21 protein-coding genes and 1 pseudogene are annotated in these 25,885 nt (G+C 70.2%); 8 read left to right on the top strand and 14 right to left on the bottom strand.

Going from position 1 to position 25,885, the window contains the following annotated elements; genetic code table 11:
* Nucleotides 1-34: 34 nt before the first annotated feature.
* The 10 genes from KBZ10_RS29125 to KBZ10_RS30450 all read right to left on the bottom strand — a co-directional run bounded on the left by KBZ10_RS29125 (nucleotide 35) and on the right by KBZ10_RS30450 (nucleotide 12,820).
* Entirely contained in the window at nucleotides 35-1,204 is a 1,170-nt protein-coding gene (locus tag KBZ10_RS29125; RefSeq protein ID WP_247701804.1) for a hypothetical protein, read from the bottom strand.
* A 370-nt stretch (nucleotides 1,205-1,574) separates the two neighbouring features.
* Entirely contained in the window at nucleotides 1,575-1,991 is a 417-nt protein-coding gene (locus tag KBZ10_RS04175; protein WP_307847220.1) for a tyrosine-type recombinase/integrase, read from the bottom strand.
* A 1,204-nt stretch (nucleotides 1,992-3,195) separates the two neighbouring features.
* Nucleotides 3,196-3,690 carry an ATP-binding protein gene (locus KBZ10_RS04170; RefSeq protein WP_210986119.1) on the bottom strand — a complete coding sequence of 165 codons (495 nt, stop codon included), beginning with the start codon at nucleotides 3,688-3,690 and terminating at the stop codon, nucleotides 3,196-3,198.
* 334 nt (nucleotides 3,691-4,024) lie between these two features.
* Nucleotides 4,025-5,167, bottom strand: a complete 1,143-nt coding sequence (locus KBZ10_RS04165; protein ID WP_210986118.1) for a hypothetical protein — start codon at nucleotides 5,165-5,167, stop codon at nucleotides 4,025-4,027.
* Entirely contained in the window at nucleotides 5,164-6,174 is a 1,011-nt protein-coding gene (locus KBZ10_RS04160) for a thiopeptide-type bacteriocin biosynthesis protein (RefSeq protein ID WP_210986117.1), read from the bottom strand. Before KBZ10_RS04160 ends, KBZ10_RS04165 begins: the two co-directional genes overlap by 4 nt.
* Nucleotides 6,156-7,388 (bottom strand): lanthionine synthetase C family protein, encoded by a 1,233-nt coding sequence (locus tag KBZ10_RS04155; protein ID WP_210986116.1) that lies wholly within the window; start codon nucleotides 7,386-7,388, stop codon nucleotides 6,156-6,158. The genes KBZ10_RS04160 and KBZ10_RS04155 overlap by 19 nt, the downstream gene beginning before the upstream one ends.
* Complete coding sequence (locus KBZ10_RS04150; protein WP_210986115.1) at nucleotides 7,372-10,464, bottom strand: lantibiotic dehydratase; 3,093 nt, start codon at nucleotides 10,462-10,464, stop codon at nucleotides 7,372-7,374. The genes KBZ10_RS04155 and KBZ10_RS04150 overlap by 17 nt, the downstream gene beginning before the upstream one ends.
* Before the next feature lie 95 nt (nucleotides 10,465-10,559).
* Nucleotides 10,560-10,769 (bottom strand): FxLD family lanthipeptide, encoded by a 210-nt coding sequence (locus KBZ10_RS04145; RefSeq protein WP_210986114.1) that lies wholly within the window; start codon nucleotides 10,767-10,769, stop codon nucleotides 10,560-10,562.
* Nucleotides 10,770-10,850: 81 nt separating this feature from the next.
* Complete coding sequence (gene fxlM / locus KBZ10_RS04140; RefSeq protein WP_210986113.1) at nucleotides 10,851-12,071, bottom strand: methyltransferase, FxLD system; 1,221 nt, start codon at nucleotides 12,069-12,071, stop codon at nucleotides 10,851-10,853.
* Nucleotides 12,068-12,820, bottom strand: coding sequence for an ATP-binding protein (locus KBZ10_RS30450; protein WP_210986112.1), 753 nt, complete (start codon nucleotides 12,818-12,820; stop codon nucleotides 12,068-12,070). Before KBZ10_RS30450 ends, fxlM begins: the two co-directional genes overlap by 4 nt.
* A 499-nt stretch (nucleotides 12,821-13,319) precedes the next feature.
* On the opposite strand from KBZ10_RS30450, the gene KBZ10_RS04130 reads away from it, so the two are divergent.
* The 4 genes and pseudogenes from KBZ10_RS04130 to KBZ10_RS30445 form a co-directional block, all read left to right on the top strand.
* Nucleotides 13,320-14,552, top strand: coding sequence for an XRE family transcriptional regulator (locus tag KBZ10_RS04130; RefSeq protein ID WP_247701803.1), 1,233 nt, complete (start codon nucleotides 13,320-13,322; stop codon nucleotides 14,550-14,552).
* A 32-nt stretch (nucleotides 14,553-14,584) separates the two neighbouring features.
* Nucleotides 14,585-15,490 (top strand): phosphotransferase, encoded by a 906-nt coding sequence (locus KBZ10_RS04125; RefSeq protein WP_210986110.1) that lies wholly within the window; start codon nucleotides 14,585-14,587, stop codon nucleotides 15,488-15,490.
* A 525-nt stretch (nucleotides 15,491-16,015) separates the two neighbouring features.
* Nucleotides 16,016-16,597, top strand: coding sequence for a Uma2 family endonuclease (locus tag KBZ10_RS04120; protein ID WP_210986109.1), 582 nt, complete (start codon nucleotides 16,016-16,018; stop codon nucleotides 16,595-16,597).
* A gap of 167 nt (nucleotides 16,598-16,764) precedes the next feature.
* Nucleotides 16,765-16,887, top strand: a pseudogene (locus KBZ10_RS30445) (type II toxin-antitoxin system RelE/ParE family toxin); the annotation flags it as partial.
* Nucleotides 16,888-17,185: 298 nt separating this feature from the next.
* Here KBZ10_RS30445 and KBZ10_RS04115 read toward each other — a convergent pair.
* Both KBZ10_RS04115 and ychF read right to left on the bottom strand, forming a co-directional pair.
* A complete protein-coding gene (locus KBZ10_RS04115) occupies nucleotides 17,186-18,604 on the bottom strand; it encodes an ATP-binding protein (protein WP_210986108.1) in 1,419 nt (472 codons plus the stop codon).
* A gap of 350 nt (nucleotides 18,605-18,954) precedes the next feature.
* Entirely contained in the window at nucleotides 18,955-20,043 is a 1,089-nt protein-coding gene (gene ychF / locus KBZ10_RS04110; RefSeq protein ID WP_210986107.1) for a redox-regulated ATPase YchF, read from the bottom strand.
* 181 nt (nucleotides 20,044-20,224) lie between these two features.
* On the opposite strand from ychF, the gene KBZ10_RS04105 reads away from it, so the two are divergent.
* Nucleotides 20,225-20,998, top strand: coding sequence for a DUF6542 domain-containing protein (locus tag KBZ10_RS04105; RefSeq protein ID WP_210986106.1), 774 nt, complete (start codon nucleotides 20,225-20,227; stop codon nucleotides 20,996-20,998).
* A gap of 87 nt (nucleotides 20,999-21,085) precedes the next feature.
* Here the strand turns inward: KBZ10_RS04105 and ppgK are convergent, their stop codons facing one another.
* The gene (gene ppgK, locus KBZ10_RS04100; protein WP_210986105.1) at nucleotides 21,086-21,889 is read right to left on the bottom strand and encodes a polyphosphate--glucose phosphotransferase; all 804 of its coding nucleotides are present in this window, start codon (nucleotides 21,887-21,889) and stop codon (nucleotides 21,086-21,088) included.
* Between the two features lie 172 nt (nucleotides 21,890-22,061).
* On the bottom strand, nucleotides 22,062-23,120 hold the full coding sequence (locus tag KBZ10_RS04095; RefSeq protein WP_210986104.1) for a 4-hydroxy-3-methylbut-2-enyl diphosphate reductase: 1,059 nt from the start codon (nucleotides 23,118-23,120) through the stop codon (nucleotides 22,062-22,064).
* A gap of 116 nt (nucleotides 23,121-23,236) precedes the next feature.
* On the opposite strand from KBZ10_RS04095, the gene xseA reads away from it, so the two are divergent.
* From xseA to KBZ10_RS04080, 3 genes are all read left to right on the top strand, one after another.
* Nucleotides 23,237-24,526, top strand: a complete 1,290-nt coding sequence (gene xseA / locus KBZ10_RS04090; protein ID WP_210986103.1) for an exodeoxyribonuclease VII large subunit — start codon at nucleotides 23,237-23,239, stop codon at nucleotides 24,524-24,526.
* A gap of 68 nt (nucleotides 24,527-24,594) precedes the next feature.
* Nucleotides 24,595-24,867: an exodeoxyribonuclease VII small subunit gene (locus tag KBZ10_RS04085; protein WP_210986102.1), complete on the top strand. Its 273-nt coding sequence runs from the start codon at nucleotides 24,595-24,597 to the stop codon at nucleotides 24,865-24,867.
* 366 nt (nucleotides 24,868-25,233) lie between these two features.
* Nucleotides 25,234-25,830 carry a malonic semialdehyde reductase gene (locus KBZ10_RS04080; protein ID WP_210986101.1) on the top strand — a complete coding sequence of 199 codons (597 nt, stop codon included), beginning with the start codon at nucleotides 25,234-25,236 and terminating at the stop codon, nucleotides 25,828-25,830.
* Nucleotides 25,831-25,885: the final 55 nt, after the last annotated feature.

Below are 25,885 nucleotides of genomic sequence, written 5' to 3'. Positions count from 1 at the left end.
GTACGCAGGCGGTGACGAGCCGGGCAGTCGGAGATCAACGAACTGCGGAACCGGGGAGATCGGTCTCAGAGGCACGGCTGTTCAGTGGCATCAGTTCACCGGTGTCCTGGCTGACGTGGAAGACGTAGCCCCGCGCCTGGTCCGCGAAAGCGGCGGCCGGCCGGCTGATGTCCGACGTGGTGAGCAGGATGAACCGTCGGCCCTCGGCTGCCGCGATTCCGTTCAGTCTCTGCAGCATGGACGTCGACAGGCGGGAGCTGCCCTTCCTCCACTCGATCCAGAAACGGTCGGATCGGAGCACTGAGTCGCCCCTGCCCTCGGAGACGTCGCCGAACCCCCGCTCCGTCAACTGCGCGACAACGGCCTCCACCAACGAGGTCGGCGGGAGCTGGGAGGAAGCGGGCACGGCGTTCTCATCACCCTGTTCGCCGTACTCGCTCTCGGGCCGCCAGTACTCAGCCGCGTCGATGCGGTGGAGCTCGTGAGCAACGAAATCGGCGAGCTGAGAGAGGGTGATGCCGTCGCGCGGGACCCCCGGTTCCGGGCTGCTCATCTGCCCGTCGACCCAGGCGCCCAGATCGACGCGCCGCCAGACGCCCTCCTGGTCGTATCGGACGTCAACAAGCCACCCGAGGGCGGGCTTCAAGGAGACGCGCACGTCCATGTCATCCGTCCGCGCCTCGAGAAACTGGCCCTCCCCGCGCTGGGTGATCTCCACATCGAAGCTCGCGATATCGGTCCTCAAGGCACGGTATCGGTTGCCTGCCAGCACGCGGTCGACGGTCACACGACGCGCAGCGAGGAGGTCCGCCAGTTCGGTGAGCTCCGATGCCCCGGATTCGTTCCAGCGCCATGGAGAGGGAAGCGGTTCCCTCCGTTCAGCAGCCACAGCACAGGCGTGGAGAGCGTCCACCAGCGTCTCGTCAGACGTGCCCTGGAGCGGCCACACAAGGAGGTTCCCGTGGAACGGGTCCATACCGTCGATGACCGCCCACACCTGTGTGTGGCGTACACGTACAACAGCGAGACCTACTCCTCTGTCCGGCTCATCAGCAAGAGTGATCTTCAAGATGTTGTTCTTGTCAGCCACGATGCTCGCCCGTGGCTCCCACACCGGGTGGCGCTCCACCAACAGGCCGTGGAGGCTCTGGAACTTCAAGTGCCACGACATCACGCTGACCATGTCGCTCGTCGGAAAACCCATCGGTTGCTCCAGTCCCCCTCGTTGACCGTGATTGCCTGGCCATACCTGCACCAACCGCACACGTTGCCAGTCCGGGCGACGCGCTTGGTCACCTGGGGATCGCCTCCCCCCGGACTCCGCATTCTCGTCCTCGCGCTTTCACGAAGCGGGCTGCCCGGCAGACAGCAAATCAAGCGAAGAAAAGCGCCTCTGACCAGCAAGAGCGAGGATTGCCGGGGTCCTCGTTCCTGCTGAAACCAGAGGCGCTTTCCGGGTGAAGCACTCTATCGGGTCCTCCCTGGTGTCCGTGTCCGGGGCGACGGCCGCCAGGATCGCCTCCCCCGCGATCCAGCAGCCAAGGACGGCCGGGCGGCGGGGCAGGACAGGCGCCTCAGGCTGGATCCACAGGGTCGCCGAGGACCCGGAATGCTCCGGCAGGTGGGGCTGGCGCACCAGGCCGCAGGGCGTTGTGCATGATCGCTCGGCAGCGGTCCCAGGAGGCGGGGACGAGGTGGCCGTAGACGTCGACGGTGGTCTTGATGGAGCGGTGGCCGAGCCAGCGGGAGACTTCGTGGAGGGGGATGCCGTGAGCGAGGGCAGTTGAGGCGAAGAAGTGCCGGAGCCCGTGCGGGCTGTACTTCGGGCTGCCGTCGGGTTTGGTGATGCCCGCCTCCTTCAGAGCCTTTCTGAAGTGGTAGCCATAGGTGGTGGCCGTGGGCATGGTGCCTTTGCCGCGCTCGCGCGGGGCGAAAAGGACATCGAGGCCTCCGACCGTCACGGTCCCCCACTCCCGTAGATGGGTGTCGATCTCGTCGGCGAGGAACGCCGGCGTGGGGACGTCGCGGTACTCGCCTTCGGCGCGGTGCTTGAGCGGGACGAACCGGGTGGTGCAGTCCTCGCGGTGGGCCTTGGAACTGATCTGGCGGCGGACGCGGAGGCACCGTGCGCTGGTCTGCGCAGGTCATCTCATGGGTGAGCCAGTCACGTTCCACCTGCGAGCCATCCCCGAACCAGGGGGCCGGCCCGACAGCGAGGGCGCATTGCCTTGTTGCAGACGTCACTCCAGGCACACCGGGAGGGCTGCAGGACCAAGCAGTGCTCCGGCGACTGACTCCCGATCTGTTGCTGATCACGTCGACGTTGACGATCGCTGCCTGCCGCAGAACCGTCGTGGACGCCCTTGCCCCCGCCGATCGGCGGACGCGAACGGACCCGGCACACCGGGCCGATCGGTCAAGCATTCCGAAAGCCGATCTCCGCCCTGCCGCCGCTGTGCCCGTTCCGGCGGGTACCCCCGCTGCCGTGATCGTGTGAGAAGTCCCGTCTCTTGGGCGGCAGCCCGTCCGACCGATCCCGCGCCATGTCCCGCTCGCACCGATCGCACCGGCCGATCGGAAGTCCGCCATCGGGTGAGCACCGCCGCCCCCGATCCGTCGCCCGATCTGCAAGAGATCGCGTGATCTCTGATCAGCCCACCACTCCGGTCATATTCGATCTGGCCAGGCCGCTTGTCGAAGCGAAGATCGCGGGTACGCCCGTATGACGCTCGGTCTCCACACGGCCACGCCTGCCCTGGATCCCGCGATGCCCGCTGCCGCCCTGGACGCGCGCAGCTTGGCCGTTCGCAACATCCCCGGCGGCCACGTAGGGCCCCCGTAGGTTCCAGTCGGCGGCGGACACATGCCCGGCGCCCCCGGAGCTCCGCCACGTAACCGTGCTCTCCGGGCAACCGCGTGATTCGAGGGGCGGCAAACGGGACACAACCCGCGATACAAGGGTCAGGGGCTGTAGGTATGTGCAGGGATGACGCAGCCGGGGCGCAAACTGGCGTAGATCGGGATGCGATGCTGCACTGATATACAGTCGCCCTCGCACTCGTGCGGCTCGCACACCCCCTGACCTGCGTTTCTGAGCTCGGTAGGGCTGTCGTCTCCAAGCGCGCACACTGTAACGACAGCCGATACGACCCCCGGTACGACAGGGCGAACGCCATCAGAGACCGACGGCAGGGGCTACCGCAGACTGGACCTTTCACGGGGGCAGGGTGGTAGGGCAAACCAGGCGACCTTCGTCGTGCGGTCGGCGGTGAAACCCCAGGAGCCCTGGGTGAGGTGCTGAACCATGTGCAATCCCCGGCCCCGCTCGGTCAGCAGCGCGCACAAGGCATCGAGGCCGCCTCCGCGGTCCGGCTCAGCCGGGACGTACGGCGCAACAGCAGGGAAGGGCGGGATCTCGGGGATACGGGGGTCGTGGTCTTCGATCTCACAGATCCACTCCGCCACCGCACTGCGGAGCCGGATCTCGTACGGCCCGACCGCATGCTCGGTGGCGTTGGTGACGAGCTCGGAGGCCACCAGCACGGCCTCACCGATGGCTTCGCCCTCATAGCCGAGCTGCTCAAGGGCACAGCGGAGCGCGGCACGGGCCGTCGCAGCAGCGTTGGTCGAACGGCTCGTCCACCGCCACAACACGTACGGCGTCTCGGACGTGGCAGGGCGGGCGTTCATCGGCAGCCTCCCCGAGCCGTGTGACGGCCACGCGCGAGACGCCGGTGACGGCCCTTGCCGGGGCCGACGACCGTTCGCGCCTCGCACAGGGCGTACGGACCGAATGTCGCCAAGAGGGGCAACAGCATCACGGTGGTGAACAAGATCGGTGCCACGAGAAAAGACCTCCCGGTGGTCGCGGTGGAGAACGCGACCACGACACCGCTGCTCCGGGAAGAGCGGAACAGCTCTCTCACCAGCTCTTTCGAGCATTTTCTGTGGCGTCTGGCCTCCCCCGTTTCGTTCCCCTCCCCCGCAGCGCAGTCCGGTCTCCGTCCTCCCGTACGGGCCCGAGTCAGCAGCTCCCATTAGCCAGGTCGGCCAGGCTCTTCATGAGAGCCGCCTCCGCCGTCTTCAGGGCCTCGTGTAGATCGGCGAGCACTGGTTGCGAGAGGGGTTCGTGGCCGAGGCCGGCGGCACGAAGGAGTTCCGTCAGGCGGTGGGTGTCATCCGTGGGCAGAGTGCGCGACTTGGTGGCATGTCGGAGGATCTCCCGTGCCGCGAAGGCGTCCCCCGACTGCTCTGTATCGTCGATGATCTGCCTGTACAGAGCGTCTACTTGCTCGTGGTGGCCGTCAGGGGCCAGATCCATCGTTGCCAGAACGAGGCGCACGCGGAACATGCGGGTGTGGAGTCGTGCCGGTTCCATAACGCGCTCTACGGCTCGCACCACGGCGGTGAGATCCCCGGACTCCGAGCGGCACTCGGCTCTGGCGGCGTGCAGGCGCAGGACTTCTGCGACGGCGGCCTCCCAGGATTCCTCCACGATGGCGGTGCCGATCAGCGTGGTCGCGGTGTTCACGTCGCCTCTGCGAAGGCTGGCAACGATCTTCGCCTGTCTGCTGTCATGGAGCCGGTCGGGTGCATCGTCGTACGCGGTGGCGTGGCGGGCCGCTTCTTCCCACTGGCCGGTTGACGCGAGGAGCCTGGTGCCGTCCTCCAGCAGCAGGATTCTGATCCACGCCTTGATGTGCCGCAGAGTTGCCGGGGTGGTGTAGCCGGTGAAGTCGATGGGCCGGCCGTGGAGCGTGACGGTACCGCCGTGGTGCAAGGCCTGGTGCAGGCCCATCAGCTGCTGGTAGGCGGTGCGGCGCTCTCCGGCGCGGGCGGTGAGCCGGATCAGGTTGACGACCGGCTGCAGGGCGGCGATGGCGAGGTCTCCGGTGACGGGCCATGCCGGCTGGAACAGGCGGTGCTGGCGGAGGCACAGGCAGGCGGCCAGGTCCGGCATGCCGCAGTCGGAGAGGATCAGCGCGGAGAGGTTCCATACCGCGCAGGCGGAGTTGACACGGTCGGGGAGTGGCAGGTTCTGCGTCGCTTTGTGGGCGCAGATGCGGACTTCTTCGATACGGGCGGCGAGGCTCGGATAGGCGAGGTGGGGGCGGTGGATGAGCGGGAACCGTGCGGCCAAGTGGTTCGGGAGGTGCGATGTGGTCACCGGACCGGCCCTTCGGCAGCGCAGGTCTGCGGAGTGAGGATCGCTGCGTACGCCGCATGAGCCAGGATGCTTTGGGTGCCGACAGGCAGGGCGAGCCGGTTCCAGTGGAAAATGATGTGGTAGGCGATGACCTCCCGGAGCCCGCGGTCGAGGGTGCCGTCCCGGGCCGCCGTGCCGAGCTCGCGGCCCGCCTGACGGAATGACGCGATCCAGTCCTTGGCGGAGGCCAGGTCCTCACCGGGGTGCAGCATCGGGCTGGTGGAGCTGGTGTCGGCGACCAGGAGCTTCAGCAGGTCACCGGACATGGCCCTGATCTTGTCCGGGGTGGCGTTGCCGGGTAGGGGTCGCTGCTGGGTGACGCGGTGCCAGACGTCTGCTTGCTCGTACCACTCCAGGCCTGCAGCACGCATCAGCGTGGCGCACAGCAGAATCGACACCTCGCGGCGCCCGAGCTGCGCACCGCTGGTCAGCGCCTGGTGCAGGACGGCGCGGCTGTCGGCGTGGAACAGGTCGTGGGCGATTGCCATTCCGGTGTCACCACCGAAGGCCGCGGCCTCGGGTTCGTAGATGCCGGGCCACCAGCGGTGGAGCTCACCGCCGACGACAAGGCGGTCGAGTACGTGGGACACGCGGTCGGGCACGGGGTCGGCCACGGAGGTGAGTAGCCGAAGCCGCCAGCAGGGCTTCTTGCGAATGAACCACCAGTGGCTGATCTGACCAGAGTTCTGGACGGCGTCGAGGGCCGGCAGCAGGTGGCGGGCGGCGGTCTGCTCGGCTGCTCCCCAGTCGGCGAACTGGAGGTACAGGTGTCGCCATGCAGGTTGGCTCTGGGCGGCCAGGGCTTCGCGTCCCGCGTTCCGGTAGACCGCGACGGCGGCGGTCAGGTCGGTCGGCTCCATCCCCGTGCGGGCGGCGACGGTGTGGATATCGGTGCCGGAGAGGATGTCCAGGACTGCGCGGGTTGTGGTGTCGAGGGCGGTGGGGCGATTCAGTTGATCAGCAGACATGCGTCCCATCCCGAGGTCGGTGCCGCTTCGGTCGCGGCGGTGGTCAGCGCGAGGGCGGTGCCCGCCTCGCCTTGGAGCAGCCCGGCGCCGCGTCCGGGGGTGGACTGGGCGTGGTGAGCCAGGGCATCCGCCAGGGGCGGCAAGGCAGCGCGTGGACCGGGGCTGGCCGCGTCGCGGGCGGCACGCCACGCGGTCTGGTAGACGCCCGCCCAGCCGTGGCACAGACCGGGATCGGTCAGCCGGGCGGTCTGAGCGTGGTCGGTCAGGCAGGCGACGAGGGCGTGTTCGGCGGCGTGCTGGGTGTTCGGGTCGCCGGTGGCGATGGCGGCCAGTTGGCAGGCGCGGGCGATGCCGGGGGTGCCGTAGCACCAACTCGGTCGGGCGGGGGCGGGCTGGAGAGTTCTTCCCGTGCGCAGTTCCGGGAGGGTGATGTGCTCCGGCCACCAGGGGCCGGCGGGACCCTGCTGCTGCCAGGAGTCCAGCCACGTGAGGATGGTGGCGATGGCCTCGGTGTGTCCCTCCACCGTGATCCCTTGCCGCATCGCCTGCGCGAGCAGCATCAGGGGGCCGGCGATCCCATGCGCCGTGCCGAAGTTGGCGTGGCCACCGGCGAATTCCGTGGAGTATTTCAGGTTGGGGTCGTGATCGACCCACCATCCGGGCAGCGTCGTTCCGTCATCCCCGCGTAGGGGCCTGGTCAGGGTGACGAGGTAGTTGAGGATGCGGCCCAGGGCGTTGCAGCTGGGGTCGCGGCGTAGAAGGTAGGCGCCGATGCCGGTCAGGCCGTAGAAGATGTCGTACTCGCGGAAGGCGGGACGCCGCCCGGTGCGGCGGCGTTCCTCGGCGGCGGTGGTGCGTCGGTGGGCTCCGGCCGTCACGTGCCGGTCAATGACGCTCAGCGCGTCCCAGTACCGGGGCGAGTCGGGGCTGAGTGCGGTGTGCAGCATGAACGCCGCGGCGGGCGCACCGAGGTACAGGCCTGTGGCGTCGGAGGCGCTGATGTCGGCGGTGACAGCGGCCTTGGTCCAGGTGTGGGCCTGGTGCCAGGTCGCTCGCCCAATGTGGGCGCGTTCGATGTGGAGCAGTGCGATTCCGGCGGCACCGGTGGCCAGGCATTGCGGCGTCCAGGGTTCGTCATCGGGTACGGGGGCGGGGATGGTCAGACGGCCGGCCAGGTCGTCCGCGAGAGTGACCAGCTCAGTTGGTGTGGGCACGGTGGGCTCCCTGGCTGCGGGCCATGTGGCGGTGAGCGCAGGCTCGTACCAGCCGGCCCGTGATGCGTTCGCGGTCAGGGTCGACGGGCAGAGCCCGGATGTGGTGCTCGTGCAGGAGGGATCGCAGCGCGGTGTGCGGGTCGCGCTGCTGGGCGAGTTGCTCGCGATAGGCGGCCAGGGCGGCGGCGCGGGTCTGCCATGTGGTGGCGATGGCGGCGCCGCCGGGCCGGGACCGCAGTGCGGCACGCGCGGGGTTCGCCAGGGCGAGTGCGTTGTTCAGCAGGGCCCGGTCCAGAGGCCCGTGCTCGCGGGGCAGGTTGCAGGTCAGCCAGTCCGCGGCTCGGTCGGCATCACCGGTGAAGGACACCGCGAGCTCGAACATGCTTGCCGCGGCCAGGGCTTGGGCGGTGCTCCTGTCGTCGGATGCCGCGCGGTTCTGCGCCAGGCAGGCAGCGGAGTCCGCGGCGAAGACCGTGTGAGCGGCGTCCATCGCGGGCCCGTGCCCGTAGCGGCCGGTCTGCGGCTGGTAGGTGCACAGCTCCAGGTGGGCGGCCAGGTGCTGCTGGTGCAGCTGGACGGCCCAGTCGTGGACGTGGGCGGCGGCCTGCCCGTAGGAGTCAGCGTCGGGCAGGGTCAGGTAGAGCTCCAGGTACGGGGCGGAGTCCGGTCGGCTCGTGTCGCGGTGGCGGCGGAACCACCATGCCGGCGCAGGGTCGAACCGCCCGAGCAGGCCGTCCAGATGGCCGGTCAGGATTTCGTCGACCCGCAGGGGGTGGACGTGGAGCCGGGCGTGCAGGACGGTTGACCGGCCCGGCAGCAGGGGCTCGGTGGTGACAGGGTCGTGGGTGAGGCCGGGCGGCTCGGTTCGCTGGGCGGCGGAGCCGTCCAGGGCGAGGGGGATCAGCAGCTCGTGCGGGCGCCCGATCCAGGCACGCTCGTCCTGGCGGACCGTCTCACGCAGCTCGATGCGGCGGGTGCTGTCCAGCCGGGTCCGCAGCAGTGCCCGGTGCATCTGCTGCCCCAGGTCGACGGGGAGTTGCTGGTCGTACTCCACGACCGCGACGCAGTCGGGCACCCGGAGCCGGTCCCGCCACTGGTCCAGGGCCTTCTCCCAGTCGGCCATCGGGGCGGTGTGAGCAGGTAGCTCCGCGGCGGTGATCAGCCACCGGGCGGGGGCCAGAATCGTCCTCTTGTAGCGGACGCGAGGCAGGTACGGCAGGCGTGCGGCGGCCCCGAAGGCGAACGCCTTGTACACGGCGCAGCGGGCTGTGGTGATCTCCGCCAGGAATCGGGCGAGCGGTGGCGTGTGGACTCCGGCTTCCAGGGCGTGAGGGACGCGGGGCTCGACGCGGCGGCCGGTCGACATCTGCACGAGGTAGAACTGCCGGGCGTCGGCGGTGACCGCCAGGTCGTCCAGCGGGAGCACGCCGGGGCCGGTCTCATGGTGCTCGGCGAGGGGGATGACGTGCGGCAGGAGCCGCATCGTTCGGGCGACGTTCTCATTGCGGCGACGGCGCGGGGCGAACGAGAGCTGCGCCGGGATCGCCTCGGTCGCGGTGATCGCGTAGCCGGCGGTGAGCCGGTCCTGGGCGTCCGGGGGCAACAGGTGGGCGAACCGTCCGAACATGCTGCTGCCCGGCCTGGGCGTGCCGGTGATCTGGAGCCGGTAGTCGCCCCGCTGGACGGCCTCCGGAGAGGCGGCGTGGATCTCGACCGCGACCTCCGCCCGGGGGATGGGCAGGATGTGTTCGGAGTCGCCGGCTGCGAGTTCCTCGACTGTTCTGCGGGTGAGGACGATCTCCCGGCGACCATCGAGCATCGCCTGGTGGAGGAGTGCGAGGAGCTTCTCGTCCCGCTCGGTCAGCAGGCGCGGTGGGCGTCGGCGGTCGGCGCCGGTGTAGTCGGCGGGCAGCCCGAGTCCGCTGTCGGCCACCAGGTCCAGTACGGGCACCAGCGCCCCCACGCCGTACCGGGCGCGGAACCGCCGGTGGTAGTCCTGCCACTGCGGATAGCCGTAGGGGTGCGGTGTCAGCCGGTACATGACGCCGACGGCTTCGGCCGCCTCGCACAGCACGTCCTCGGGCACCTCGAGGTCGCAGTCCAGGACGGTGTCCACCAGCAGCGGCACCGGCGCGATATCGCTGAGGCGGTGCATGTCCCGGGTGAGGGTGGTTCCGGGCGTCCACGGTGTGGCGGTGTCCGGGTTGTCCATGGCCTCACGGAGCGCGTGAAGCTGCCTGGCGAGATTTCCGATGCCGGGAATCCGGCTTGCCTCGGCCTTCTCCAGTTGGGCGCATACGTGGGTGAGCGTGTCGACGCAGGTCATCGGGGGCCACAGACTGCTGATCAGGACGTGCCGGGACAGTAAGTCGGCGAGCAATGCGTTGAGTTGTCCGGGGCGCGCTGCGGAGAACTGTTCGGCCAGGCGGCGCAGCAGCACCTCATACGGAACCGGGGGTCTGGCGGCGTCGAGCACGACGGCCACGGGCCGGGTGCGGCGAACCGACATCTCCACCGGGGCAAGGAGTACGTCACGCCCGGTGGACGGCAGGCCGGGCACCACGTGCCGGTCACCGCGTGGGTGGCCGGTGTTGTTGGCGACGACCGTGAGCCGCTCGACCAAAGGAAGGCTTCGTTCGAGGCGGAGGATGATGTCGGTCATCCAGTCGGCGTCGGGGCGCAGCACGGTGCGCTGCCCGGGGCCCCACTCCAGGTGCAGGCCGGGACCGGTCCGGGCCGGGGCGACTCCGGCGAATGCCCCGAAGGGCGTGGGCCGGTTGTTCCAGCGCAGCAGATACGAGGCCACGGACAGCACGGCCCGGCGTACCCGGCGCTCCTCGGGTTCCGCGTCGGCCAGGATCGCGTCGACCTGGCGGCACAGGACGGGGCTGGCGGCGGCCAGTGCGGCGGGAACCCGCTCGTCCCGCCATACGGTGGCCAGCCACTTCGCTCCGGCGGCCGCGCTGTCCGCGTCGTAGAGATCCAGGTCGGCCAGGGGTATCGGATGCGCGGCGGTGGAAGCACGCAGCAGCGTGCCGGGCTGCCACTGGTATCGGATGGGTGAGCCTGGGGCCATGAGGCATTCCTCCTTCTTCGCGCCGGGAAGCGCGGGCGGTGTCGCCGGGGGCGACGGCTTGTCGGTGGCCGTCGCCCCCGGCGGCCAGGCAGCCGTCAGGCCGGGTCGTCCGTGAAGGAATTGCAGGCGCTGGCGCCGTTGGCGCACGTGTTTCCGCAGCCGTCGCTGGTGGCGCAGCTGAACTTGCCGGTGGGGTGCTCGGCGATGACGATGTGCACGTCCAGCGCGAACTCGTCGTCGAGCAGGTCGTTGGTCGGCGGCTCGTCCAGCGCGGTGGCCGGGTCGAGCAGTGCGGTGGTGGTCATGGGATCGCTCTCCCTGTCGTTTGGTGTCGTGTCGTTTGGTGTCGGTCGTGGTGGTGCGTGACGCCTGGCCTGGGCCGTCTCTTACGCGGTAGGCCAGGAGATCGAGATCCGGCTGTGCTTCTTGTTGAAGATCCGGTCGCCGGGAATCCGGTCATCGGGGGTGTCGGCCGGGTGGACGGTCAGTCGCGGACCGGGGCCGCCCCGGTGCTGCTTGGCCCACGTGCGCAACAAGTCGCGGATCTGCTCGGCGAGCTTGTCGCGGTCCGGTCCGAAGGCGTGGATGCCGTACTCGACGTTCTTGTCGTCGGGAGTACGGCGCACCAGCAGGTAGGCGAAGTTCGGGCCGTCGACCGCGGCCATCGAGAACGCGGGGTTATTGGGCTTCACCACGCCGGTGTCCAGGTCCGGGTCGACGGCCATGGTGCAGAACCCCGGCAGCATCGTCGCCAGGTACAGCTGAAGGCCGCCGATCAGCTCGGTCCGCCCGACGGTTACCCCCGTCCACACCTCGGCGCGCGGGGTGATCAGCACACCGTTCAACAGCGACGGCTCAACCGGCAGGGCCTCGTCGAAGCGCAGCGCGATCTCCTCGTTGCCGCGCAGCAGAAGCGTCTCCTGCCGGTGGGCACCGTCGCCCTGCATCGGGACGAACCCGCACACGTGCGCGCTGGTGCTGACCAGGTGATCGCCCTCGCGGACGAAGCGGTACGTGCGGGTCAGGCTGTTGACGCGCAGCGGGACGACAAGCCGGCCGCCTTCGTTCAGCTGGGCGATCCAGGCAGGGGGAATGTCCCATGCCCCGGCCGTGACCAGGATGGCGTCGAAGGGGGCGCGGTCGGGGACTCCGTACTCGGCGTCACCGACGAGGACCCGCACGCCGGTGTAGCCGGTGGCATCCAGGAACCGCTGGGCCCGGTCGGCGGGGGCGGGGTCGATGTCGACGGTGGTGACCTGCCCCGTGGGCCCGGCCAGTTCCGCGATGTAGGCGGCGTTCGGACCGTTCGTTCCGATCTCCAGCACGCGGTCACCGGGCTGGATGTCAGCCTGTTCCAGCTGCATGGCCTGGATCTGCGGAGCGGATACCGAACTCGTGTGGACGCCGTGCTCGTCCTGCTTGGTGACCACGGGCTCATAGACGCTGTACGCCTTCTCGACCGGGACCTCGGGGACGGCGATGTGCCGGGGGACCTTCCGCAGAGCGGCCTCCACCCTCGCGGAGGTGATCGTGCCATCCGCGACGAGCTGGTCCACGGTCTTGTTCCGCAGTTCTTCCGCCCGGTTTTCGTCGCGTAGTTCGCTCATGGACTCGTACTCCTTGTGCTGTGTGGTGCCGATCGGGGGACGGTGACGATGTCGGGGTTGGGTCTTCTCCGCTCGCCCGTTGGCCGGATGCTCTCCCTGGAGGCCCAGAGGCCCGCGGGCAAGGGAATCGCTGAAACTCGCAGGAGCTTTGGACGAGTAGTGCCGTGTACGAGCCGTGGCGGTGACAAGCGTGGCAATGGCGTTGTCGCCGTAGCCGGGGAAGTGGCCGAGTCGCCTCGGACGGGCACCGTGCCCGGTAGCTGTATCGGTAAGTCAGCCCCTGGCCTGCCGGAGGTCCCGCGCAGGAAGGTCCCCCTCTGGGAAGAGGTGAGAGACGACGGACTACCGGGCGGCGCCAGGATGCACCACACCCGTTTGCCCCGGCCGTCCTCAGCTGCCCGGTAGCCCCAGCGGCTGGCAAGTGCCCGGACCATGAGCAGTCCCCGCCCGCTGCTGTCGTCATCGGCAGCGCGGCGCACATGCGGGAGCTTCGGCGACGGGTCGTCCACTGCGATCAGCAGTCGGCTGTTCGTCTGCTCGACGCTCAGCACCACGGTCTCATCCGGGCCGGAGCAGCCGTGCCGCACCGCGTTGGCGATCAGCTCCTGCGCCACCAAGGCCGCGTCGTCGAGGAGCGGGCAGACCCATCGGCTCAGGTGGGTCTCCATCAGGCGCCGGGCTGCTGAGACTTGGTGCAGCTCGGCCGGGATCGTGATGGCGAAGCGGCGGGTACACGGAAAGGAGGTCATCTTCAGTACTCCCGTGCCTGGGATCGGCACACTTCAGGAACCCGAAAGCACTGGCCGGCGACCGTGCCCGCCTGTGGCGGCACAGTAAGTACTGCGGTGCGATCGATCAGCGGTGCCATCGAAGTGTCCGATCGTCGGTGGCCGCGTACTGGGATGTGCGGCTCAACGTGGCACGTAGCTTCGGCAAGGGCAGCGCGTGGCTCAACCGACGCGGGCGTCGGAACCAACGCCAAGGAGACGGGAGTTCCCTCATCCGGCCGAAAAACCGACGGAAAGCGTCGGATACTCCGGGAACGATGGTGCTTACTGACCTGAACGCCACGGCGGAGGGAGGCGGACAGTGGGTCGGATGACGGGCCGACATGGTGTCGCGTGCGCACGGGCCATACGGGAGCGGGCGGCTGAGGAAGGGTGGACGGTCGTTGAGACCGCGCAAGCCATCCGTGACCACTGCGGTCTGTCCAAGCTCCGTGCGAACCGCCTCGCCCGGGGGCTCACGTTGAACCAGGTCGGCGGAGAACTCCGAGACCTGGCTCTCCAGATGAGCCCGGAGGGCCCGAAGGCGGACGAGGACCAACTGCGGCTGTGGGAAACCGGCGCCCGCGCTCCCCGGGCGGAAGCCGTCGCGCTGCTGTGCCGCTACTACGGCGCCACGCCCTACGAGCTCGGGCTCGGGCATGCCGACGACTCGGCGGGTGAAGCCGAGTCCCCCGCGCGGCACGCGACTCGGACGCGTTCGTCCGACTCCGGGATCGCTATGAAACGCGATCCCCTCTTCCATGACATCGACGCCGCTCGGCGCTCGGTCGACCGTGCCTTGGCCGCGGGCACCGTCGCCCCTGGCCAGATGGACCTGCTGGAGGAGCAGCTTCTGCTGGTCCGGTACGAGTACGTCTTCACGCCGCCCGCCCCGATGATGAACAAGCTGCTCCGCATCCTCCGGGAGGTCAAGGAGCTGCTGGAAGACCGGCAGCCGGCCTCGGTGACGGTGCGGCTCACGGAGATCACCGCCGTGGTGTCCACGCTGATCGCGGACGCCCTGATGAAGCTCGGCGAAATCGACGACGCACGCATCTGGTACGCCACTGCCCGGCACGCCTCCGACGAGAGCGGCAACGCCGAACTGCGGGCCCGTGTGCGCGCTCAGGCGGCGATGCTCGGCTACTACTACGGACCTGTGCAATCGGCCGTCACCCTGGCACGGGAGGCCCGCATCATGACCCGCGGCAAGCCCTCCCCCACCGCCGCCTTCGCGGTCGCCGCAGAGGCACGCGCGCTCGCGCTACAGGGCAACCGGAGCGAGGCCGCCGCCAGAGTCAGGGACGCCCGTGGCATCTTCGACCAGCTCGCCCCACAGAGCGACGATGACGCCTTCGCCTTTCCGCTGCGACGGTTCCTGCTCTACCTCAGCGGCACGTTCACCGCGTTAGGACACGTCTCCGAAGCCCGTCGGGTCCCGGAAGAAGCCCTGTCCCTCTACCCCACTCGCGCCGGCATCGACCCGGCCCTGCTGCGCCTGGAGGCCGCGATCTGCCTGGCGCGCGACCACAGCGCCACCGAAGCGTGCCAACTCGCGACTGCGGCATATCTCCAGGTACCCGAGGAACACCGCACCCCCATTCTCAGCGCACGCGCACGACATGTGATCGACCAGCTTCCGGGTGCCAATCGGCGGGTCACAGCGGCGAGAGAACTGGGCGAACTCCTCCAACTTCCCAGCAGTCACATGTGACAGAACAACCTGTCGTCCCTCAGCCTGATCTCATGACATCGGTCAATACCATCGGCGGCTTCCAACCAGCGCACATGGATGAAGTCCTGCGGCGCGCCTGCGCCGTCGCCGGCCTCGACGCCACCAACGCCCGTGTGCTGCGTGGACACACCAACGCGGTGGTTCTCCTCGACAGAGAGCCGGTTGTGGTGAAGATCGCCCGCCGCGGCACCACCCAGACCGCAGTCCTCCGGACAGTGCGCTTCGTGCAATGGCTGATGGAACAGGACTTCCCCACGGCCCCCCTCCACCCGATCGCGGCCGAGCAACCCGTGGTCGTGGACGGCCACGCCGTCACCTTCTGGACCCACCTGCCCCAGCCGCCGCACCCGGTCCTGGCGGAACAGCTCGCAGCTCCGCTGTACGCCCTGCACAACCTCGGCACCCCGCCGGTCGAGCTCCCCGAGCGGGACAACGTCACCGCCATCAGGTCTTCAATCGCCCGTATCACCGGCCTGCCCACTCCGCTCATCGACGCGCTGTCCACACGAGTGGACAAGCTGGCGGCAGAGCTGTCCGGGGTCCGGTTCCTGTACCCCAAGACCGCCATCCAAGGGGACCCACAGCACCGCAATGCCCTGCACCACGGCGACGGCGCCGTCCTGTGCGACTGGGACACGGTCGCCTGGGGACACCGGGAGTGGGACCTCGTCACCATCGAGATCCATTGCAGGCGCTTCGGCTACGGGACCGAGCACTACCACGACTTCGCCAAGGCGTACGGGTACGACGTCACGACGTGGGAGGGATACCCGACGCTCCGCGACCTGCGCGAGCTCCGCATGATCACCACCAACGCCCGGAAGATCTCACACGCACCGGAAAGCCGCGCCGAGGTCATACGCCGCATCGAGGGCCTGATCGAAGAGAACACCAGTCTTCGGTGGAACATCCTGTGAAGCACGGCGTCGGCCACGGACCCCGGGTCGGCCCACGCGTCGCTCCCCCTCGTACCGACTCGCCGCTCAGCGCGATCCAGCCGTAATCCAGCCGGCGTACCGAGAACAACGGATGACGACAGGTGACGAGCCGTCAGCCCATCCAGCCGGGATCCAGCCACGGGTACGCGAACGGGGTCGGCCTCCATTTGGGCCGACCCCGTTTGACCTGCGAGTTTGCTAGATCACCCGATCCACGGTATGGCGGGGCCTACACGTTGAAGCGGAACATCGACCACACCGCGACGACCTGCGGAAACCCCTAGATCGTGATCACAATCCAGCCAGGATCCAGCAGCCGGAAGACCCATGGCGGCAGGTTCGGGCAGCCCAGCCCAATGCCGCACCCCAAGGGCACTGCCGAGACCGGCCGCGATCGGCGAGCTTCACGGTCCGCCGACCCGCACGCCGGGCAAACGCCTCATCTCGTCGACAGGCCCTGACGATCTCGTGACCCAAGCCTCGGCGAGTCGATACGGTTGAGCCATGACCGCACTACCCGACTGGATGCGCCCGCCGCGCGCGGAAGGCTGGTTCGCGGAGGACCTGGACCGCCTCCCCGAGGCGCCTCGCCACACCGAGCTGATCGACGGAGCCCTCGTCTTCATGATGTCGCCCCAGCGGTCCTGGCACAGCCGTCTCGTCACGTCCCTCACCACCACGCTCATGGCGGCCGCGCCCGCTGGTTTCGAGATCGAGCGGGAGATGACGATCCGCCTTGACGAGCGCAACCGGCCGGAGCCGGATCTGCTCGTGACGACCGCCCCCTACGACCCGGACCGCACGTGGTACGCGCCGGAAGAGGTCCGGCTCGTCGTCGAGGTCGTCTCACCGGAGTCCGCGCACCGTGACCGCACAGTGAAGCTGCACAAGTACGCCGAGGCCAAGATCCCGCACTACTGGTGCGTCGAGGAAGAAAACGGCACCCCTGTCGTCCACGTCTACGAACTCGACGAACCGACTGGCGCCTATGCGCCCGCCGGCATCTTCCGGGGCATTCTCAAGCGCCCTGTGCCCTTCGAGATCAGCCTCGACCTCGACGGGCTCACCCCACCGCGGAAGCACTAGGAGTCGGTACCAGTCAGCACCGGATCGAGTGGGAGGGCCGGGCGGCCTGGCCGCCCTCCTCTCTCACCACCGCGCATGAGGTCCGCATCCGGCGGTTCACCGAGCCGGTCTCAACCGCTGCCAACCGCTGCCAAAAGGTCGTCGCAGGGCCGGCGGGCTGTCACGTGATGAACTCAGCTCCCGAGGCACAGGCCGAGCTTCGGAAAGCCCCCCGCGCCATGGCGCTGCGCATCCTGGCCAAGCTGACGTCCCCGCTCCACGGTCCACGAGTCGCGATCGTGAGCCAGCCAGGATCCAGCAGCCGGAAACCCCGCCCGGATTCAACTACCACCCAGCAGAGCCCTGACCTGCAAAAACATCGCATCGCAGCTTCCGGTCTCAGCCCTGAACGTTCCGCCGCAACGAACGGATCCGAGCAGAGAACCGCCCCCTGACCCGGGCATATGCAGATCAGGGGGCGGTCCCGGACACAACTGCACGGTGAAGCGGAACATCCACGGCTCGGCTGTGACCTGCTGGGACATCACGTGCGCGAACACGATCCAGCGAGGATCCAGCCACCGCCGCCCCATGGCAGAACGCAGTGCGTCACACCCGCCAGGCTGCCAGCAGGTCCGCCGGTCCGTAGGCGGCGTCCAGCCCGGCGCAGTCGGTCCCGGAACGCGAGACGGCGACGACCGGGAGCGGCTGGTCGGTGAGCACCGCGCGGTGGACGTGCAGTGCGGCGAGGTCATGGCGGTCGAAGGGGGAACTCTCCAGCCATTTGACCGAGCCGACGAATCGCAGCTCTTTGGCCACCGGCCCCCGGTCCGCCCCCACGAGATCGATTTCAACGTCATTGGTGCGCGTCCAGTAGCCGCCGATCACAGGAGCGGACGGCAGTGCGTCGTCGGGCAGGACCCGCGACAGCGCCTCACGGACCAGCGGCTCCACGGCACGCCCGCGCCAACTGGTCCAATCGCGCTGGATCCGCTCCAGGGTGAGGTCACCGCGGCCACGCTCGATCTCGTCCAGCGCCGGCCCCAGATACCGAAGCCAGAAGCGCAGGTAGGAGTCGGCCACGCGGTAACGGCGGTCCTTGGACGGACGCAGCGAGACGGGCAGTTCGCCCGCGACCACCCGCTTATGGGTGAGCAGGGCGAGCGAGCGATTGAGCGGGGCGGCTCCGATCCCGCCCGCTGCCCGGCCGATGTTGGAGAACGTCCGCTCGCCGCTGCCGACGGCGGAAAGCACCATGCGGGCCTGCGCCTGCGGCGGGAACTCAGCGGCGAGTGATCTCTCGGCGGAGACGAGCAACGCTGAGACCGGGTCGGCCAGAGCGGCGGCGAGGAAGTCCCACACCCCGGCGCCGTGCGGCCACTCCGCGCACACCAGCGGCAGCCCGCCGGTGACCAGTGCGGCGTCGAAGGCCTCCGCGGCGTCCAGCCCGAGCATGGCCCCGACCTCGGCCGGGTTCAGCGGGCCGAGCACCATCTCGCGCCCGCGCTGATGGAAGGGTCGGCCATAGCTGTCGAGCGCCTCCATCATCGAGAGATCCGAGCCGATGAGGACCAACAAAACCGGCTTGGCCTCCAGCACCCGGTCCCAAGCGCGCTGCAGCATCCCCTCGAATGCCGCCGCCTCGTCCATCAGATACGGCACCTCGTCCATGACCAGCACACTGGGCCGGTCGTGCGGCAGCACCGCGGCGAGCACGTCGAAAGCGGCATCCCACGTGTCCGGGCGGGCCGAGGCCACCACGGACGCCAGCGGCAGCGTCGACGCCTGCGCATCCCGTGCCAGCCGCGCAAGGTCTTCCCGCGGCGAGGCCCCCGTAGCCGCGTAGTACAGATACGGCGCCCCGCACCGCTCCACGAACGTCTCCACCAGCCGCGACTTCCCCACACGCCGACGCCCCCGCAGCATCAGGCACCGGCCGGGCCGCTGGCTTCCCACGGCGGCGGCGACCTTGCCCAACTCACGCTCAAGCGTCGCGAGTTCCTGACCACGCCCCACGAAATCGACCATCAACGCCTCCGGTCCGTAACGCCACAGGAGCACAGATACTAACACCGAGGTTAGTTTCATTCGCGTTAGTAACCTGGATGAGTTACCCGTCGTACACCTGGCGAAACAACAACCACACCGCGACGACCTGCGAAAACTCCGGAAGCATGATCGCGATCCAGCCAGGATCCAGCAGCCGGAAACCCCGCCCGGCTTCAACTACCATCCAGCAGTTTCCCTGACCTGCAAAAACGCTGCGCCCCATCTCCCGATCACAGACCCTGAACGTTCCGCCGCAACGAATGAATCCGAGCAGCGAACCGCCCCCTGACCTGCGCATATGCAGACCAGGGGGCAGTTACGGGAGTCAACTACACGTTGAAGCGGAACTCCACCACGTCGCCGTCCTGCATCACGTAGTCCTTGCCCTCCATGCGGGCCTTGCCCTTGGCGCGGGCCTCCTGGACCGAGCCGCACTCCACCAGGTCCTCGTAGGAGATGACCTCGGCCTTGATGAAGCCCTTCTGGAAGTCGGTGTGGATGACACCGGCCGCCTCCGGGGCCGTGGCCCCCTTCCTGATGGTCCAGGCGCGGGCCTCCTTCGGGCCGGCCGTGAGGTAGGTCTGCAGGCCCAGGGTGTCGAAGCCGACGCGGGCGAGGGTGGCGAGGCCGGGCTCGTCCTGGCCCATGGACTGGAGGAGTTCCAGCGCCTCGTCGTCCTCCAGTTCGATCAGCTCGGACTCGATCTTCGCGTTGAGGAAGATCGCCTCGGCCGGGGCGACCAGCGCCTGCTGCTCCGCCTTGAAGGCGTCGTCGACCAGTTCGTCCTCGTCGACGTTGAAGACGTAGAGGAACGGCTTGACCGTGAGCAGGTGCAGTTCGTGGAGGAGCCGGCCCTGCTCGGAGTCCTTGGTGATCCCGGCGGCGAAGAGGGTCTTCCCCTCCTCCAGGATCTTCTGCGCGGCCTCCGCCGCGGCGGCCACCTGGGCCTTCTCCTTCTGGAGGCGGGACTCCTTGACCAGCCGCGGCAGGGCCTTCTCGATGGACTGCAGGTCCGCGAGGATCAGCTCGGTGTTGATCGTCTCGATGTCGCTCTTCGGGGAGACCTTGCCGTCGACATGGACCACGTTCTCGTCCTGGAAGGCCCGGATGACCTGGCAGATCGCGTCGGACTCGCGGATGTTCGCCAGGAACTTGTTGCCCAGGCCCTCGCCCTCGGAGGCGCCGCGCACGATGCCCGCGATGTCGACGAAGTCGACGGTCGCCGGAAGCTTCCGCTGGGAGCCGAAGATCTCGGCCAGCTTGTCCAGCCGCGGGTCGGGGACGCCCACGACGCCGACGTTCGGCTCGATGGTGGCGAACGGGTAGTTGGCCGCCAGGACGTCGTTCTTGGTCAAGGCGTTGAACAGGGTCGACTTGCCGACATTCGGCAGGCCGACGATTCCGATCGTGAGCGACACGTGGCGACTTCCCGGAGCGAGGGTGCGGACTGGGGTCCCGGAGCGGGACCGGGCCTCCAAGTCTACGGGGCGGCCCATCCGGCTCCGTCCGGGCGGATGATCGGCTGAAAATACGACCGAGACGGTGGCGGCCGCGTGTCCCACGCCACATTCCGCCCCGTCCGGGACCTACGTTGGTCGCGTGGAGCAACCCCGTACGCGCAGTAACGAGCGCACACCGCACCGGTCCGCACCGCTGCCCCGCCCGACGCGCGGCACCCCTCCCGCGGATCCCCGGGAGGCCCTCGCCAACCCCCAGGGCGGGACCGGCGGTTCCGCCGCGCCCGGCGGCCGCGGCCCCGGGCGGGCCGGGCCCGCCCACGCCGGGACGGACGGCGAGTCCGCGGCCGTGTACCGGACCGGCCGGCCGCGCTCCGTCTCCCCGGTGCTCGCCGCCCTCCGCAGACTCCGGTGGCTGCGCCGGATGCCCGGGCCCAGGCTCACCGGTCTCGGCTGCGGTCTGCTGGCGATCGTGCTGATGCTCGCCGTCGGCACCGCGGACCGGCTGCTGCCCGGCGGCCACTCCCCGTCCGGATACGGGGCCGCGTTCCTCGCGGCGGCCGCAGCTTGCGCCCTGTGGGTGCGTCCCACCGAGCTGACCGCCGCGCCGGTCGCCATGCCGATCGCCTTCTTCGTCGGCCTGGTGCCGGTCAGCGAGGGCGCGTCACCGGCCGACCGCCTGGTGGACCTGGTGACCTCCCTGGCCCTCGACGCCCTCTGGCTGTACGCGGGAACGCTGCTGGCCGTCCTCACCGTCTCGGTGCGGAAGGTGGTGCTGCTCGCCTCACGGGCCGTCCGGCGAGCGGCCGCCGACCCCGGCCCGGCGGACCCGCGCCGGTCCGCCGCCCCGGCTCCCGCCGCTCCCGCGGCCGCGGCCCCCGGCGCCGCCCGCCCCGGCCCCGCGCCCGCTCCGTAACAGCAGCCGGCCGACCCCCGGCCCCGCCCCGGGCCGGGTGGCCGGCCGTACCGGGTGGCCGGCCGTACCGAGTGGCCGGACCTCCGCTCAGTCCTGTTGCACCCGGCTCCGGGCCGCGGTCATGGCCGCCCCGACGATGCCCGCGTTGTTCCGCAGCCCGGCCGGGACCGTCTCGGCCCGCACGCCCTCGATCAGCGGCAGGTACTTCTCGGCCTTGCGGCTCACCCCGCCACCGATGATGAACAAGTCCGGCGAGAACAACATCTCGACATGGGCGAGATAGCGCTCCAGCCGCCGGGCCCAGTCCGCCCAGCTCAGGTCCTCGTCCTCCTTGACGCGGCTGGCGGCGCGGGTCTCCGCGTCATGGCCGTCCAGCTCCAGGTGCCCCAGCTCGGTGTTGGGGACGAGCCGGCCGCCGGTGAAGACGGCGCTGCCGATACCGGTGCCGAGGGTCAGCATGATCACTGTGCCGTGCCGGTCGCGGCCCGCCCCGAAGGCCATCTCGGCGACTCCGGCCGCGTCCGCGTCGTTGAGCACGGTCACCGGCAGGCCCAGCCGGTCCGCGAGCAGTCCGCGGGTGTCACGGCCGATCCAGCCGGGGTCGACGTTCGCGGCCGTGCGCGTGACACCGCCGGTGACGACGCCGGGGAAGGTCACGCCGACCGCACCGGTCCAGCCGAAGTGCCCGACGACCTCCGCCACGCACTCGGCGACGGCCTCGGGTGTCGCCGGCCGCGGGGTCAGCACCTTGTGCCGCTCCTCCGCGAGGTCACCACGCTCGAGGTCGACCGGGGCGCCCTTGATGCCGGAACCGCCGATGTCCACCCCGAGGACCCGGCCGGCCGGTGCTGCGGATGTCTGGGGGGCCTGCGCCCCCGAAGTAGCCACCATGGTCACCAACTTAGGCCCTGGCACGGCCCTTCCGCCGACCACTCGGTACGGAAGGGCGGGCGGACGGGAGGGCAGAGGGGGTGGGCGGACGGACGGGAACGCGGAACCGCCCCGGCCCGCCACGCCGGGCGGCGGCCCGGGACGGGGCGGGGCGGTGCCGGTGCGCGGGGCCTCAGGCCCGGGCGTCCGGTGCCCCGCCGGCGGCTCCGCCCGACAGGGCCGCGGCCTCCGCGCGCAAGTCCCGCCGGAGCTCCTTCGGCAGGGAGAAGGTGATGCTCTCCTGCATCGGCTGGACGACCTCGACATCGGCGTAGCCGCGCTCGGCCAGCCAGTCGAGGACCTCCTCGACGAGCACGTCCGGCACCGAGGCGCCGGAGCTGATGCCGACCGTGTCCACACCCTCCAGCCAGGCCTCGTCGATCTCCCCGGCGTTGTCCACCAGATGTCCGTCCCGCGCGCCCGCGCCCAGGGCGACCTCGACGAGACGCACCGAGTTGGAGGAGTTCTTGGAGCCGACCACCAGCACCAGGTCGGCGTCGGCCGCCACCTGCTTGACCGCGGTCTGGCGGTTCTGCGTGGCGTAGCAGATGTCGTCGCTGGGCGGGCTGATGAGCTGCGGGAAGCGCTCCTTGAGGGCGTCGACCGTCTCCATGGTCTCGTCCACGGACAGGGTGGTCTGGGAGAGCCAGACGACCTTCGACGGGTCGCGGACCTCGACGTTCTTCACATCGTCCGGCCCGTCCACCAGGGTGATGTGGTCGGGGGCCTCGCCGCTGGTGCCGATGACTTCCTCGTGGCCCTCGTGGCCGATGAGGAGGATGTCGTAGTCGTCCTTGGCGAACCGGACGGCCTCCTTGTGGACCTTGGTGACCAGCGGGCAGGTGGCGTCGATGGTCGCCAGCTTGCGGGCCGAGGCCTCCTCGTGGACGACGGGGGCGACGCCGTGCGCCGAGAAGATCACGATGGAGCCCTCGGGGACGTCCTCCGTCTCCTCGACGAAGACGGCGCCCTTCTGCTCCAGCGTCCGGACGACGAACTTGTTGTGGACGATCTCCTTGCGCACGTAGACCGGTGCGCCGTACTGCTCCAGCGCCTTCTCGACGGCGATCACGGCACGGTCCACGCCCGCGCAGTATCCGCGGGGTGCGGCGAGCAGGACGCGTTTGCGTCCGCCGTGGCGGGCGTCTCCGCTCGGGGCGGCGTCGGGCGACGGGCTGGGCGTAGCAGTCATGGGGCCATCGTAAGGCCGGTGCGGGAGCCGGGCTGGCGGGGCGGCGGCGGGCCCCGCCGTGTCCGCCGGCCCGGCCGGCGGGCCGCGTTGTCGGCAGGCCCGGCTAGCCTCCTCCCATGGCACTCAACACCTCGGCCGAGACGCCGATCCCCGTCGGAGAGGTGTCGCGGCTCATCGGCGGCTGGATCGACCGGCTCGGCGCCGTCTGGGTGGAGGGGCAGATCACGCAGTTGTCGCGGCGCCCCGGGGCGGGCGTGGTCTTCCTGACCCTGCGCGACCCGTCGTACGACATCTCCCTGAGCGTCACGTGTTTCCGCTCGGTCTTCGACCGGGTCGCGGACGTGGTCTCCGAGGGCGCCCGGATCGTGGTGCAGGCCAAGCCGGAGTGGTACGCCCCGCGCGGCCAGCTCTCCCTGCGCGCGGCGGAGATCAGGCCCGTCGGGGTCGGTGAGCTGCTGGCCCGGCTGGAGCGGCTCAAGAAGTCCCTGGCCGCGGAAGGGCTGTTCGCGGCGGAGCGCAAGCGCCCCCTGCCGTTCCTTCCGCAGCTCATAGGGCTGGTGTGCGGACGCGCCTCGGCGGCCGAGCGGGACGTCCTGGAGAACGCCCGGCTGCGCTGGCCCGCCGTCCGCTTCGAGGTGCGGAATGTCGCGGTGCAGGGGGTGCATGCCGTGTCGCAGGTCGTCGAGGCGGTGCGGGAGCTGGACGCCCATCCGGAGGTGGACGTGATCGTCGTGGCCCGGGGCGGCGGCAGCGTCGAGGACCTGCTGCCCTTCTCGGACGAACAGCTGGTGCGGGCGGTGGCCGCGTGCCGCACCCCCGTCGTCTCGGCGATCGGGCACGAGCCGGACACCCCGCTGCTGGACCTGGTCGCCGATCTGCGCGCGTCCACCCCGACCGACGCGGCGAAGCAGGTGGTGCCGGACGTCGGCGAGGAGCTCCACCGCATCCAGCAGGTGCGGGAGCGGGCGCTGCGCGCGGTGAGCGGTCTGCTCGACCGTGAGGAGCGCGGCCTGGCGGCGGCCCGCGCCCGGCCCTGCATGGAGCGGCCCCACCGGATGGTGGAGGAGCGCGAGGAGCAGATCACGGCGCTGTGCGACCGCGGCCGCCGCACTCTGGGTCATCTGCTGGACCGGGCCGACTCCGAGCTGGCGCACACCCGGGCACGGGTTGTCGCGCTCTCGCCCGCGGCCACGCTGGAGCGGGGTTACGCGGTGCTGCAGCGGCCGGACGGCTCGGTGGTGCGGGCGGCGCGCGAGGTTCCGGAAGGCGAGCGGCTGCGGGCCAGGGTGGCCGAGGGGGAGCTGACGGTCGTGGCGGCCGGCGGAAACGGCGCCGGTCCCGACGGGACTGCGGCAGCGGCCACCGGGCCGGCCGCGGGGGACGGCGGCGGGGACGGCCCGGCGTGAGGGCGCGCGGAGCGGGCCCCGTCATGGCGCCGGCCCTCGCTGTCGGCGGCGGACCGTAGGCTGACCGCATGACGGAGACCGGGACCGGGGCGGCCGCGCCCGATGACGCGCTGGGCTATGAGCAGGCGCGGGACGAACTGATCGATGTCGTACGCCGGCTGGAGGCGGGCGGCACGACGCTGGAGGAGTCCCTCGCCCTGTGGGAGCGCGGCGAGGAGCTCTCGAAGATCTGCCGCCGCTGGCTGGACGGCGCCCGGGCGCGCCTGGACGCGGCGCTGGCCGAGTCCTCGGAGGACGGCGCCGGGGCCCCGGGCGGCGGAGGACGCGGCTCCGGGGACTGAGCCGGGCGGTCCGGTGGCGCACACCGGCCGCCCTCCCGGGGCCGGCAGTCCCCGGCCCGCCGCGTGCGGGGCTCCTCGGGCGTGCCGGCCTCCCCGCGGTATCCGCGAGGGCTGTCCCGCGAGCCCCGGAGTCCCGGCCGTCCCGCGGGCCCTTCCGGCACGTTCCTCCCCGCCCTCCGCCCTCCGCCCTCCGCTTACGGGCCGGGGCGCCGACCGGCCACCGACCCGCCCACCGCCCGCCCACCCCCTGGCGGACACTGTGGCCGGAGTCACATCCCAGGACGGCATAGAGGGTTTTAGTTGAACGTTAAACACTCTGTCCGGTGCGGGACCCCCCGCACACCCCCCGAGACAAGGTGTTCACTCATGACTCTCGCCCTCGATGCCGCCGCCCAGGACCTGCTGTTCCGCGAGGCCCGTACCGCCAACGCCTTCACCGACGAGCCGGTGACCGAGGAGCAGACCCGGGCCATCCACGACCTGGTCAAGTACGCGCCCACCGCCTTCAACCAGCAGCCCCTGCGCGTCGTGCTGGTCCGCTCCCCCGAGGCGCGGCAGCGCCTGGTGGGGCACCTGATGGAGGGCAACCGGGCGAAGACCGCCGCCGCCCCGCTGACCGCGATCCTCGCCGTGGACCACGAGTTCCACGAGGAGCTGCCGCGGCTGATGCCGTTCGCGCCGGACCTCAAGGACACCTTCTTCGCGGAGCGCCCGGTGCGCGAGCGGGTCGGCTCCTTCAACGCCACACTCCAGGCGGGCTACTTCATCCTCGGCGTCCGCGCCGCCGGCCTGGCCGCCGGCCCGATGACGGGCTACGACGCCGCCGGGATCAACAAGGAGTTCTTCCCCGAGGGCGACCACGAGGTGCTGACCGTGGTCAACATCGGCCGGCCCGCCGAGAACGCCTGGTCCCCCGAGCGGCTGCCGCGCCTGTCCTACGACGAGGTCGTCACGACGGTCTGACCCGGTGGACCGGTCGAACCGGTCGAACCGGTCGAACCGGTCCACCGGGTCAGAC

The sequence above is a fragment of the Streptomyces sp. F63 genome, assembly GCF_018070345.1.
GTDB lineage: Bacteria > Actinomycetota > Actinomycetes > Streptomycetales > Streptomycetaceae > Streptomyces.
This window is presented reverse-complemented; position numbering and strand designations above follow the sequence as displayed.